Annotated in this window: 14 protein-coding genes; 12 read left to right on the forward strand and 2 right to left on the reverse strand. The window is 34.9% G+C overall.

Features of this window, described 5'->3' with window-relative positions; all coding sequences use genetic code 11:
- Positions 1 to 21 precede the first annotated feature (21 nt).
- The gene (locus HLK68_RS11615) at positions 22 to 834 is read right to left on the reverse strand and encodes an HAD family hydrolase (RefSeq protein ID WP_238843593.1); all 813 of its coding nucleotides are present in this window, start codon (positions 832 to 834) and stop codon (positions 22 to 24) included.
- Positions 835 to 1,468: 634 nt separating this feature from the next.
- On the opposite strand from HLK68_RS11615, the gene HLK68_RS11620 reads away from it, so the two are divergent.
- Both HLK68_RS11620 and HLK68_RS11625 read left to right on the forward strand, forming a co-directional pair.
- The gene (locus tag HLK68_RS11620) at positions 1,469 to 1,888 is read left to right on the forward strand and encodes a methylglyoxal synthase (RefSeq protein ID WP_006785545.1); all 420 of its coding nucleotides are present in this window, start codon (positions 1,469 to 1,471) and stop codon (positions 1,886 to 1,888) included.
- Positions 1,889 to 1,910: 22 nt separating this feature from the next.
- Positions 1,911 to 2,372, forward strand: coding sequence for a GNAT family N-acetyltransferase (locus HLK68_RS11625; protein ID WP_009606472.1), 462 nt, complete (start codon positions 1,911 to 1,913; stop codon positions 2,370 to 2,372).
- Positions 2,373 to 2,421: 49 nt separating this feature from the next.
- On the opposite strand, the gene HLK68_RS14630 is transcribed toward HLK68_RS11625, so the two are convergent.
- Positions 2,422 to 2,790, reverse strand: a complete 369-nt coding sequence (locus tag HLK68_RS14630) for a phosphatase PAP2 family protein (protein WP_229040077.1) — start codon at positions 2,788 to 2,790, stop codon at positions 2,422 to 2,424.
- 530 nt (positions 2,791 to 3,320) lie between these two features.
- Here HLK68_RS14630 and HLK68_RS11635 point away from each other — a divergent pair.
- From HLK68_RS11635 to oppC, 10 genes are all read left to right on the forward strand, one after another.
- Complete coding sequence (locus tag HLK68_RS11635; RefSeq protein ID WP_006785548.1) at positions 3,321 to 3,974, forward strand: FMN-dependent NADH-azoreductase; 654 nt, start codon at positions 3,321 to 3,323, stop codon at positions 3,972 to 3,974.
- Between the two features lie 12 nt (positions 3,975 to 3,986).
- Complete coding sequence (locus tag HLK68_RS11640; protein WP_006785549.1) at positions 3,987 to 4,298, forward strand: hypothetical protein; 312 nt, start codon at positions 3,987 to 3,989, stop codon at positions 4,296 to 4,298.
- 76 nt (positions 4,299 to 4,374) lie between these two features.
- Positions 4,375 to 5,586 carry a helix-turn-helix domain-containing protein gene (locus tag HLK68_RS11645; RefSeq protein ID WP_170837680.1) on the forward strand — a complete coding sequence of 404 codons (1,212 nt, stop codon included), beginning with the start codon at positions 4,375 to 4,377 and terminating at the stop codon, positions 5,584 to 5,586.
- 120 nt (positions 5,587 to 5,706) lie between these two features.
- Entirely contained in the window at positions 5,707 to 6,954 is a 1,248-nt protein-coding gene (locus HLK68_RS11650; RefSeq protein WP_006785551.1) for an MFS transporter, read from the forward strand.
- Positions 6,955 to 7,040: 86 nt separating this feature from the next.
- Positions 7,041 to 7,814: a glutamate racemase gene (gene murI, locus HLK68_RS11655; protein WP_055164782.1), complete on the forward strand. Its 774-nt coding sequence runs from the start codon at positions 7,041 to 7,043 to the stop codon at positions 7,812 to 7,814.
- 71 nt (positions 7,815 to 7,885) lie between these two features.
- A complete protein-coding gene (locus tag HLK68_RS11660; protein ID WP_055164779.1) occupies positions 7,886 to 8,266 on the forward strand; it encodes a hypothetical protein in 381 nt (126 codons plus the stop codon).
- A 69-nt stretch (positions 8,267 to 8,335) separates the two neighbouring features.
- Positions 8,336 to 8,536 carry a hypothetical protein gene (locus HLK68_RS11665; RefSeq protein WP_006785554.1) on the forward strand — a complete coding sequence of 67 codons (201 nt, stop codon included), beginning with the start codon at positions 8,336 to 8,338 and terminating at the stop codon, positions 8,534 to 8,536.
- Positions 8,537 to 9,001: 465 nt separating this feature from the next.
- Positions 9,002 to 11,047 (forward strand): peptide ABC transporter substrate-binding protein, encoded by a 2,046-nt coding sequence (locus tag HLK68_RS11670; RefSeq protein WP_055164777.1) that lies wholly within the window; start codon positions 9,002 to 9,004, stop codon positions 11,045 to 11,047.
- Between the two features lie 85 nt (positions 11,048 to 11,132).
- Positions 11,133 to 12,629 carry an ABC transporter permease gene (locus HLK68_RS11675; RefSeq protein WP_006785556.1) on the forward strand — a complete coding sequence of 499 codons (1,497 nt, stop codon included), beginning with the start codon at positions 11,133 to 11,135 and terminating at the stop codon, positions 12,627 to 12,629.
- The gene (oppC, locus tag HLK68_RS11680) at positions 12,629 to 13,546 is read left to right on the forward strand and encodes an oligopeptide ABC transporter permease OppC (RefSeq protein WP_229040076.1); all 918 of its coding nucleotides are present in this window, start codon (positions 12,629 to 12,631) and stop codon (positions 13,544 to 13,546) included. The genes HLK68_RS11675 and oppC overlap by 1 nt, the downstream gene beginning before the upstream one ends.
- The last annotated feature ends 11 nt before the right edge of the window (positions 13,547 to 13,557 follow it).

Genomic DNA, 13,557 nt, shown 5'->3' on the forward strand with positions numbered 1-13,557 from the left:
TAAAAAACTCAAGTGAGGGTCTCACTTGAGTTTTGATTTAAAGATGAACTCATTAATGGCTTCACAAACGCCATTTTCATTGTGACTTTTTGCGATATAGTTACCGTGTGAAAACATATCTTCATTGGCATTTGCCATCACGAAGCTATATTTAGCAACTTTAAGCATTTCAATATCATTGTAATAATCACCAAAGACCATGGTTTCGTCTTGATTAATGTGTAATAAGGATTGGATTTTAGACAAGGCATTTCCCTTGTTGACTTCAAGGTTGGTAATATCGAGCCAAATATCTCCCGAGAGAGTCACCTTAAAATGTGAACCAAATCGGTTGTTTAAAATGGGATAACTGTTTTGCAACGGATGGTTTAAATCACAAATACAGATGCGGTGAATGGGATCGTGGATGTCTTGAAGATTAGAGACCACCTGGATATTAGAGAAGTAGTGCGCTAATATCTCTTCAAATTCGTTTTCGCATGGTGTTGCATACATTCCATTTGGACCAGATAAAATAACCTTGATATGGGTAATGGATTCACATTGCAGCAAGATGTCATCAATCGCTTTTTTTTCTAATAAGCTCATCTGTCGTTGATGATGTCGGCTCACCACAAACGCTCCGTTGTCACAAATGAAATCAAGATAAGGTGTGGCTTCTTTAAAAAAGTCTTTTAAATCATAATAAGATCGCCCACTTGCAATGACGAAGCAAATATTTTTTTGTAAGAGGCGATTTAATAAATCGATAAATCCATCTGGAAGCTGTCCCGCTTCGTTTAATAGTGTTCCATCCATATCTGTCGCAATTAATTTAATTATGAAAGGTCCCACCAGTACTGATCATGTTTATGTGCCTATTGTAGGGGATGACATGATTTTAAACAAGTAGAAGGATGATGAAATGAATAAATTGTTTCAGTTTTTCAAACGTCATTTGCGATTAAATAAAGCATCCAATCCGGATATTTAATGGTGAGGGACGTTTTAAATATTCAGGGAATCAATAGGCTTATTTTAATGTTAGCTATTTTTATTGAATTCATTGGTTAAAACTTGAATCCAACTGTCACGATTATTGGGGCATGTTGAGGTAGAATCATTGACGAAAGAATTTTGTGCTCTTTATCCCGAGATTAAATGGTTTTCAATCACATAAAGTACCCTTTATCACTCGATAACCTCCGGGGAAAAGATGTCATCTTGTCATTTATTCAGGCACAGTCTACTTTGACATAGGAGGATCGAGCTAAAATTTTATCCTCGTTAAAAAGTCGGACAAATCACGGGAAGCTCAGGTTATATGTAAAAAATAGTAAAAAATAAACTAAAAAATAAAATAGTTTTATTCATGTAAAAAAATGTCGTATTTTGACTAAAAGTGATTCTAAAAAAACACTTGGAAAAAATATATATAAATGGTAATATTGTCACGTGAAAAGTAATAGATTGAAGGAAGATGTGATGAATGACCATGAAATTAAATGTAGCCTTAATTGCACACGACCGAATGAAGGATCAAATGGTAAACTTTTGTTACGCCTATGAACACATTTTAGAAAACTATGGCTTATATGCAACGGGAACAACAGGTGGAAGAATTGAAGCGGGGACAAATTTGAAAGTGAATAAACTGGCATCGGGTCCACTTGGGGGAGATCAACAAATCGGTTCTTTAATTGTGACGGAAGCGATTGATCTTGTTATTTTTTTAAGAGACCCATTAACACCGCAACCCCATGAAACCGATATTCAAGCACTGATTAGATTGTGTGATGTTCACTATGTACCGATTGCGACTAATTTAGCTTCAGCAGAAATCTTTGTTAAGGCGTTAAATCAGGGGGATTTAGACTGGCGAACTTTAAGAAAAATACACGGTTCGTGAAATAAATTTAGGGGGATGTTAAATGTTACAAATTGTAAGTGTCAAACAAAGTCCAGTAGGAACACAAGAAGCGTTAGATTATATTCATCGTGTTTGGAATGGAAATAATCAAGCATCAAATTTTTTTGATATGATTACAAAAGTATCTCTTGGGGATGAAGAGATGGGAAATTTCTATGTGCTACTTCAAGATAATGAGGTTATTGGATGTTGTGGATTAGTCACACATGACGTGGTAACCAGTCGTAATTTTTATCCATGGGTGACGTCTTTGTATATTGATGAGGCATATCGAGGACGTAATTATGGGCAGTTGTTATTAAATCATGTTGGACATCAAGCACAGTTGATGGGATATCAAAAATTATATTTAACAACAGGTAAAACGGACTATTATCGCCGAAACGGGTGGCAGGAACTTGATCAGTATATTAGTCGTAAAAAAACACACGTTTATTATAAAGTGCTTCAAGAACAAAAATAATTATATTTTTTTTACAAAAACAGGAAACCGGTTACTGGTTTCCTGTTTTTTATTGACTTTTAGTAAAAGAAAAGAAACCACAATAAAGCGATAGAATCAAACAAACAAGAGATGATGCAGCCAAAAAGCCACCCAAAACATCACCTAAAAAATGGACGTTTACATACACTCGACTAAATCCAATTAAACAAGCATATAAAAAGCTAAAAAAACTAAGGAGATGGGCCCATGAACGCTTTTGACAATATTGATAAAGTAAGAAGCTACAAAGAATTGCAATGCCAAAACTCATCATGGAATGACCACTTGGAAAACTGTAGCCACTTTCATCAATTAAATGTTCAAAGGTTGGACGTTCTCGCATGTAATGAAGTTTTAATAGTAGATTACTCAATGTTAAGGCTAGAACTGTGAACATGCATAGTAAGCTTTCTTTATATTTTTTGAAGAGAAGAAACATAAGGCAACTAGCACCCGTGACAAACAAAATAGGAAGAGGATTAGCTGACTTCGTTAAGCTGATGAGGATAAAATTAAAAAAAGGCGATCGAATAGAGGTCATCATGTGATAAATTTGGATTTGGATGGGAGTCAAATCATGTGAAAAGATATAGTCTGCTAAAGAAAAGAAAAAAAGGATACTGAGAATAGAAATAATCAATAAGAGACGACTCTTAGGGGTAAAGTGGAATTTTTTCATCGGGAACTCCTTTCAAGATTAGATTTTTTGAAAAATAGTCAGCCTTAAAAGGTCTAATTTTGAAATTTAGATACAAACTAATTCTGTCAGAATGTTTGATGCTTAGGATGGAATGGTTATAGTATAAACTATTTCGTTCTCTTAAATGACTTAAAATATCTCAAATTTTTTAGTTTTTTACCTAAGCGATATTTTGACACTTTTGTTGTAGTCGTGTTAAAAATTTAAAAAATAATTGAGGGGTATTGATGAAAAAGTTATTGTATATAACAGTTAATTCTAAACCAGAAAATGAGTCGGCAAGTAAAATGGTTGGACGTCGGCTCGTAAATCAAATTTTAGCAACCTATCATGATTTCCAACTTGAAGAGTTGGACTTGTATGAGGTTCATGTCCCAAGACTTGAATCCCAATATTTTGAGTCTCGTAACTGCATGATTAATCAAGAGGCCATTAATCAATTACCTAAAAAAGAACAAGAAGAAGTCCATAAAATTGTGAAATTATGTGACCAATTTGTTGAGGCTGATGTAGTGGTTATGGCTGCTCCGATGTGGAGTTTATCGTTTCCAGCTCCTTTAAAAGAGTATATGGATTGCATTATTCAAGTCGGACGCACCATTACATTCGAAGGACACCTTCCAAAAGGATTACTTGATGATAAGTTACGTTCAGTGATCTATGTCCAGTCTTCTGGAGCATCGATTCCGTTTATTTTAAGCCCATTTTTCAATAAAGGTTTAAATTACATCGAAGATATGATGAAGTTTATGGGAATTAAAAAGTTCGAGTCTTTACTCGTTGATGGAACTGGAACAACGGAAGAAGAAAAACAAAAAGCAATCGAAAAAGCAACAAATAAAATAGAAGAGATCGTCAAACATTTGACGTTTGAAAAGTAGGAGGTTTAACATATGCAATTTAAATTAGATGATACGGTTCAACAATTTAAACTTGATTTTAAAGGACTTTATGATGAGATTAAAGTAGATGAAAATTATTTTGAAAGTAAAGAAGGCCATGAAACGGTGGCCATTACGTTAACGAATGAATTAAAAGTTAAAGAATATATTCATTGTGTGGTGACATTCCCTGATGGTGGAGGGTACGATGTTGATTTTGTTTATCAAAATGATGAAGCAACGCCAGGGATTACAAAAGAGCATTATCCAACACTGGCAGAAGTGGTTGAAGGTTGGAAACGCTTCATTAGCTTATATAAATAACCAAAAAAGTTGGAACTTATGAGTTCCAACTTTTTTTGATATAATGAAGACCGTGAAAGGTAGGGAGTCAATGAATATGGAATCATTAGTGAATAAAGAGGGATTGAAAATTGTAGGGTCTTTAATCAAATTAAATCGTTTAAATCAAAAGATGTCTCAAGCGGCCTTATGCGAAGGGATTTGTGTTTCCTCTTATTTAAGTAAGATTGAAAATGGGGAAGTGATGCCTTCACTAGAAATGATTGAATTATTATTTGAACAGTTAGCAATTGAGTACGTGGCGAGTCCTGACTTTATCAAAGTCATGACGGATCGTTTTGAAGAATTTTTTGAAGAATTAAATTTTAATGGCTTTGTTCAATCAAAAGAGATTTTTAAACATCTCGAACAAGAGGAATTAAAATTAATTCACTCGCCTTTAATACTCGATTATTACTTAGTTAAACTCGCTCACTACTGTGCAACAGATGAACGTGAATGTCTTGAAGAAGCGTATCGTCTTTTAACGTCAGTTAAGCCGTTGTTAAACAAAACACAACGCTTTAGATATTACCTATATCAAGGAATTGACCTGCTTTATTATCATCAAGACTATGAATTAGCTAAACAATTTTTTGAACTTGCAAAACAAGAGCTTGAAACTGGCCGTTTGTACGAAATGCTTGCTAATGTTAGCTATAAACAAGGCCAGTTTTATCAGGCATTTCAGTTCGTGAGCGAAGCAAAACGGCGTTATGTTTTAGAAGGAAATTTAGTCAGTTTATCAGGGATATATGAATTTGAAGCGATGCTTGCGTATAAAACAGGTAGTTTTAAACAAGCCATTGAATTGTGTGAATGTTCAGGTGCCTATGCTCATAAAATGAATCGATTCGATTTGACACTGACGCCACTTCTTTGCAAGGCTTTTATCCACTACACACGTCAAGAATCGTTAAAAGTGAGTGAAAGTTTAGAAGAAATAGCAAACATTCAACAACACTTTCAAGCAACATGGCCGGTTTTGATTTTAATTGAATGTTTTGAAGCGAAAACAGTGAAAGACTTTGAAAATATCGAAAAACGATGTCATGAAGAAATGCGAGCGGCCATATTATTAATTGGATTTTGTGTCACAGGTGGTGTATTTAAAAAAGATGAATTATCATCATTAATTCAAAAGTATCAAACAACGCATCGCCGTTTTCTATTAATCGATGAATGGATTTTTTATTTGTTAAAAGAATACTACACTTCAAAACGCCAATATAAAGAGGTAGTAGGTTTACTAAAACGACAACAACTCTAGGTTGAGAAATAAGTCAACAATTTTGGGTGTTAAGGGTGAAGATAGCGTCCGTTTTTCCCAAAGCTAAGCTAGTGATAGGATCAGTAAAATGGTTTATAATGTGAAGCGAGGTGAGGGGAAATGGATTTAATTAGACAAAATAAAAATTTTCGATTAGTATTTTTAGGCGCATTAGTTTCAAGTGTAGGAGATGTGTTGTTCAATTTTGCCATTGGACTCTATATTTTAGAGTTAACACACTCAGCCTTTATGTTGTCACTATATGGAACGATCGGTGGAGTAACGTGGTTACTTCTAGCTCCGTTTGGGGGTGTCATGGTTGACCGAATTCCACGCGTTAAAGTGATTTATTTCACAGATTTTATTCGAGGAATTAATATCTTACTTTGTGGGCTCGTGATGTTAACCGTGGATCATGTGAATATCATCATGGCTTGTCTTTGCTTAAGTTCAGTCATTAGTTCGATAAATGGGGCTTTATTTGGTCCAGCTTCACAGGCGATTATTCCACTAACTGTAGAAGAAGAGCAACTAGTCAAAGCGAATTCTTTAATGTCTTTAATGTACGGTATTAAAGATGTGTTTGGAATGCTGCTGGCAGGGATTTTATACAGTTGGCTTGGACCTATTGTGATTATTTTTATTAATGGGTTTTCATTTATTATGTCAGGAATCACGGAGTTATTTATTAAATTAGATGAAAGTGAGCTACTAAAACGAGCACAAGAAAGTCATGTCTTAACCGATTTAAAAGAAGGGTGTCGCTATATTTTATGTCAAAATAAAGCCATCTTATGGTTGCTCATTATTTTGAATTTTAAAAACTTGGCACTAGGACCTATTCAATCGGTATTAGTTCCCTATTTAATGAATGAGCATCTTCACGTGAATGAAATGTATTTATCCGCTTTATATGTGGCGATGGCGCTAGGAGGGATTTTAGGATCGCTATGGGTTTCAAAAGAAAAAGTTTTAAAAACAAATGAAACCATAAAAAAATCACTATGGACGCTAATAATTTGTGTAGGGATACAGTGGGCGTTATTTGAATTGCTTGAATTAGGGCGCATTCCGTATCTGGGATTCTTTTTGTTCTTATTTATTCTCTTTATTATCTCAGGTGCGATTAATGTGTTACTTTATGTCCCAGTCATGGCTTCATTGCAACGTGTTGTGTCAGCAGAATTTTATGGACGTGTCATGTCTTTATTTACGATGATCTCATCGATTACTTCACCGCTTAGCTTGATGTTTGGCGGGATCCTCATTGATTATGTTGGAATTTCTATGATCTATCTCTTTTCTTTGTTTTTTTTAGCTCTTTCTATTTATTTGATGAAGGAATGGAAAACATTAAAACAACTTTAAGATGGACTGAAGGTAGTCAGTCAGAGTGGATTCATGTTATAATGCTAATCATGTAATCAAGATCAAGCACTTTGGAGGGATCAAATGTGAAAATAGGTTTTTTTGATTCTGGAATCGGAGGCTTAACCGTTTTAAGTGAAGCATTAAAACGATTACCACATCATGACTATTTATACTATGCTGACACGTTGCACGCACCTTATGGACCCAAGCCAAAGGAAGAGGTTCGTGGCTATATCTTTGAAGCCATTGAATTTTTAGTGCGCAAAGGAGCAGATATCATTGTGATTGCCTGTAATACAGCGACTAGTATTGCAGTCAATGACTTAAGAGAGAAATATCAAATTCCGATTATTGGGATGGAACCAGCAGTTAAACCGGCTATTGAATGGGTTCAAGAAAGCGGAAAACGTGTGCTTGTGACGGCAACACCGTTAACGTTAAAAGAAGAAAAACTACATCATTTAATTGAACGATTAGATCAATCACATGTGACTGATTTATTGCCATTACCTGATTTAGTTCGTTTTGCGGAATCGTTTGATTTTTCTCCCGAAACGGTTGTTCCGTATTTAAAAAAACAATTAGTTGATTATCAGATTTCAGATTATGGTGCGATCGTCCTTGGATGTACGCATTTTCCGCTCTTTGCGTCATCTTTTAAAGAGGTTTTTGAACCAGGCATCGAGTTGATTGATGGAAGTGTTGGAACGGTGACTCATTTAGCAAATATAATTGATACGATGAAAGGTGAGACGTCTAAAACATCGACGGTGACATTTTATCAATCGGGAAGAGAAATAACCGAAGCGAATGAAATCAAAGGATTTAATCGTATTCTCAATCAAATAGCGTCTTAAGTTTTGGTATATCTTTGTGACTTTTATCATATCTTTTTTTAGACTAAGATTTTAAGGTTTTGAAAGAAAAGATGAAGAAAAGTCGTGGTGATGAAATGGACTTTCAATCGGTTAATCCTGAATTATTTATTTTAGTTGGAGAATTACTCGGAAATGTTATTGCCAATGAAATTCCATTAAATGTCCAAAATGCGGTTGGAAACTGGCTTCAGTTGGTTGGACAGGCCATTTTAACATATAATGCACAACAACAGTATTATCAACAAGGACCTGGTCGGTATTTTACTCCGGATAGTTTTAATGTGGATAATCCCTTTTGTCAATCGAATCAATCCAATCAAGACGGGATGAGTGCTGAGCAATTGAGACAATTTCAAGAGACATTAGAACAATTAGTCAAAAGAATCGAAACGCTTGAACAAGAGCTAAAGACGATGAAGCAGAGTGGTTAAAATTAACAGTTTTTTCATTCATGAACTCATGATGGTAAGGGTATACTATACTTATCGGAGGTGATCATCATGAGACATTATAGTCATCAAGCGGCTAATCACACTAAAAATCAAATGGATGTTGAATTTGGATCTGAGTTTGCTCCAAAAGATCATTTTTTAGATCAAGAAGCACAACAAGCATTATTATCTGCTAAAGCAGGAGGAACGATTACCAAACGTTTAGTTGAGATTGGGGAACAAATGTTAATGAATGAACCTAAAAAATAAAAGGTTAAAACGATTAAAATGAAATAATGAACCATAAATGACGATGGAACTCATCTGATTTTATGGTTTTTTTATATGATATGTTGAAAAATAACACTTATTAAGATTAAATCTGAAAAGCGTTAATCCCTCTTTTTTCGACGCTGTCATTTTATATAATAATGATTAAAAGAATGAAAGATTAAGTTTAAAAGTGAAAGGGTTAGAAATATGCCTAAAAATCTCGGTATCTTCGTAATCTCGGGGATAAGTTAAGTGAAAGAAATGAAAGTTTAATGTTGAATAAGCGTTAATTATAAAAAAAAAGACTTCTTTTTGACACAACTATGACACGATAAAGTCACAATTTTTACACATGAAAACACTTTTATTGGTAAAAACTATTTACTTTAGCAATAATTGGAAATATAATACACAATAACATCACATCAAACTAAGTCGTGATGAAATAAGGAGGGACCATATATGAATAAGAATTATTTATGGTTAGCTACTTGTTGTGCTTTAGTTGCCGGGGGATGTAGTAACAGTAATGATACTGCAGGTAATACAGAAGCGCCAAGTACTAACACATCAACAGAAAATGAAGGGACAGGAAGTACCGAAACAACAGACGTGTATCGTAATGATTATAACTACGTTTATAGTACTGATCCTGATACATTTGATTATGTGTATTCATTTCAAGCAGTTGATAATGAACATACGACTAACTTTGTAGATGGGTTGCTCGAACATGATCGTTATGGAAATTTAGTTGGAGCATTGGCAAAAAGCTATGAAGTAAATGATGATGCAACTGAATTTACGTTTCATCTTCGTGAAGGTGTCAAATGGGTGACAGACGATGGAATTGAATACGCTGAGGTGACAGCTCATGACTTCGTCACTGGTTTACGACATGCCGTTGAATTTGATTCACAAACCTTATACTTAGTTCAATATACCATTAAAAATTTAGATGCTTATTATAATGGAGAAGTAGAGTGGGAAGAAGTAGGGATTAAAGCAGTGGATGACTATACATTAGTTTATACACTGGAGGCCCCAACGCCATATTTTCACACGATTACAACTTATTCAATTTTAATGCCAGTTAACCAAGAATTCCTAGAGTCAAAAGGAACAGGATGTAAATTAGGTGCTGCAGAACCATCTAGCTGTTCATTTGGGGAAGTTGCACCTGATGGAATTTTATACAACGGGGCTTATTTATTAAGTAACTTTACCTCAAAATCAGTCATTGAATACACAGCAAACCCTGATTATTGGGATGCTGAACATGTTTATATTCCAAATGTAAAATTAGTTTACTATGATGGTTCAGATCCAGATAGCTTATTCACATCATTTGATAAAGGAGAGTTCTCATCAGCCCCAGTTTATACAGATAACGCTGCTATTTATGCATCAGCTAAAGAAAAATATGGAGATAATATCTTCATTTCTCGTACCACCTCAACATCATTCTGGATTTCATGGATTTTTGACCGCAATCAATATGCGTCTCCATTAGATTCATCAGTTGATGTTTCGCCACAAACGGATAAACAAAAAGCAGATACAGCATTAGCCAAACAAAATACAGCCTTCCGTAAAGCCATTATGTATGCATCTGATATTTCATCCGTGAATTCTCAATATGTAGGAGAAGATTTAAAATATGGTCGTTTACGTAACACCTTAACGCAACCTGATTTCTTATTAAATAGTCAAGGTCAAACGTATGGTGAATTGGTATCAGCTGCTTTAACAGCTTCAAATCCAACGGAATATCCAGCTGGATTTGACTTATCAGATGGACAATTAGCTTACTATAATACGGATTTAGCGACTCAATATATGGCTCAGGCGGTTGAAGAGTTAAGTGCACAAGGCGTTGAATTCCCAGTTCAATTAGATGTGATTGTTAATGGTGAATCAGAAAAAGGATTCCGTGCGGCACAAGCTTATAAAGCAACAGTAGAGGCTAATTTGTCGGATGTTCAAATTAATTTAATTATTTCAGATTCTACTAATATGGCAGCGTCTAAAACAGCCGATCAAATGAACTGTGACTTATACATTGGAGCAGGTTGGGGACCAGACTATGGTGATCCTAAAACTTATGTGGACATCGTCGATCCAGATAGTGGAGATATGTTAAAATACTTTGGATTAAACTGGACAGGTTCAGAAGTTGGAGACGATGCAGCAGTTAAAGAAGCGATTGGATTATACGAATTCCAAGCCTTAAAAAATGCAGCAGAGGCTATCGTTGATGACTTAGATTTACGTTATGAATTATATGCAAAAGCAGAAGCTTACTTATTAGAAAATGCTATTCTTATTCCATATATTACACAAGGTGGTGGATATGCGGTATCTCGTGTTGTTCCTTATACTCAACCTTACGCAGCGTATGGTTTATCTGATAATAAATATAAAGGAATGCAAGTTTCTAATGAAGTCATTACGGTTGAAGAACGTGAAGCGTTAAAAGCAGATTGGGAAAGTAAATTAGGTCAATAGTTTGACTAGTCTATATGCGCTTTAAAGATTGGGGCGATGCCCTAATCTTTTTGCATATAGAAAATTTAATAAAGGGGGAATGTTAATGAAACGATACATGCTATATCGATTTTTAAGATCGCTATTTTCAATCTTCATGGTTATCACAATTGTCTTCACCTTAATTTACTCAGTTATCCCGCGTGATCGTGTGTTCTTTTCGGACAGTAATATCGAAAAAATCCAAAAAAGACCAGACGATTATGCAAACTATAAGAATATTCAATGGGAAAAGTTGGGTTATTTAAAATACGATACCATTCAAGATTATTGTAAAGAGTTATATGGAGCCGCAACAACGGAATATAGTAACTGTGTTTTACCTGAGTCACAAGAAACAAAAGATTATGTAGCTTTACGTGAAAAAGAAGGATATGAGGTTCAATATTTTACAGAATCAGGACAAGCTTTTGCGACACGAGACATTCCAATTTTACAACGTGCGCTAAATTGGTGGGGGAATCTAATTAGCTTTGATCATCCGTACAAAGTGCAATCAGAAAATAATCCTGATTTAGAACGTAAAGTTTATATTGGAAAAGATCATAATAATCGTCCTGCTGTGATGTGTACAGGATGTGAAAGTAAATATTTAATTTATTTTGATGGGAATTTTCCATTTATTCATCAAAACTTCATCACCTTTAGTTTAGGAACGTCTTATCCAACGTATAATGGCCAAGAGATATTAGATGTCATTTCTGAAACACAAGGCTCTAAAAAGACAGAAGAAATCACCTTACCAAATGGAAATAAAGCAAATTCAGCATTAAATTTATATACGTGTAAATATAAAGATACACTAGATAATATTGATCAAAAGCAATTCGTAGATCATTATGCAAATTGTAAAACCAATAAAACGGATCCATCAATGGTTCAAATCTCATTTACCATCGGATTTATCTCGCTTGTTTTAACGTATATCATTGGGATTCCACTTGGGATTCAAATGGCGAATCATAAAGGAAAACTATTTGATAAAATGGGTCAATGGTATATCATTTTCATGATTTCGATTCCAGGTTTAGCTTATATTGTGTTAGTTCGATTCCTAGGGAGTAAATATGCTGATTTACCAGGAATGTTTCCAATGCTTGGTTCAAGTAACCCAAAATCATATATCTTACCGATTATCTCGCTTACCTTAATGTCAGTAGCAGGACGTATGATGTGGATGAGACGTTATATGATTGATCAAACGACCATGGATTACGTGAAGTTTGCACGCGCTAAAGGATTATCAGAAAATGAAATTTTCTTTAAACATATTTTCAGAAATGCAATCGGTCCTATTGCTCATGGACTTCCAGCGGCGGTTATTTTCTGTATTTCAGGGGCATTAATTACGGAAGCTGTCTATAGTATACCTGGGATGGGGAAAATTTTACCAGATTCTATCAATGTTTATAATAATTCAATGGTCATCGGAATTACATTCTTATTTACAACGTTAGCCATTTTCTCAACCTTCCTTGGGGACTGGTTGTTAACACTTGTTGATCCACGTATTACATTACATGAAAAAGGGGGACGTAAATGATGAGCGATTCAAGATTTGAATTTGTCAAAATAGATGTACAAGCATCTGAACATATTGCAGCACCAGCTTACTCATATTGGCGTTCTGTATCACGCGCCTTCTTTGCCAAAAAAACAACGGTTTTTTTATTAATTGTGGTGATTGTTTTTTCATTAATTGCTTTGATTCAACCGATTTTATCAGGATATGATCCACAAATCGTTCCTAATATTAATGATGCTTCAATGCGTTTTTTAGGACCAAGCGCCCAATATCCATTTGGGACTGATGATGTTGGAAATTCTGTTTGGGATGTCGTTTGGGCTGGAACGAAAACATCGTTAATCATTGGATTTATCGTGACATTAATTAATACAGTCGTGGGTGTTTTCGTCGGAGCTGTTTGGGGATTTTCGAAAAAAGTTGATAAATTTATGCTTGAAGTATATAACATTGTCTCAAGTGTTCCATATATTTTAATTGTCACCGTACTGATGTATGCGATTGGTCGAGGATTTTGGCAACTTGTGTTTGCAATGTGTGTCACTGGATGGTTAGGAACAGCTTATTTTATAAGAACGCAAGTGATGATTATTCGGGATCGTGAGTACAATTTAGCATCAAAATGTTTAGGAACGCCGACTGGGCGTTTAGTGACACGCAATATTTTACCGTACTTAATTTCAGTAATTATGACCATTGTAGCGGGAGATATTCCAGGTGCAATCGGAACAGAGGTAACGCTTTCTTATTTAGGTATCGGACTTGGAGTAGATACGCCATCTTTAGGACGTATGATTAGTAAATACGCGAATTATTTTAATGGATATCCGCATTTATTTTGGGCACCGGTTTTAGTGTTGGCAGTGGTGACAGTTTCGTTATATGTGATTGGACAATCGTTAGCGGATGCATCAGATCCACGTACACACATGTAGAAAGGGGAGTG

It is taken from the genome of Turicibacter sanguinis (assembly GCF_013046825.1).
GTDB lineage: Bacteria > Bacillota_I > Bacilli_A > MOL361 > Turicibacteraceae > Turicibacter > Turicibacter sanguinis.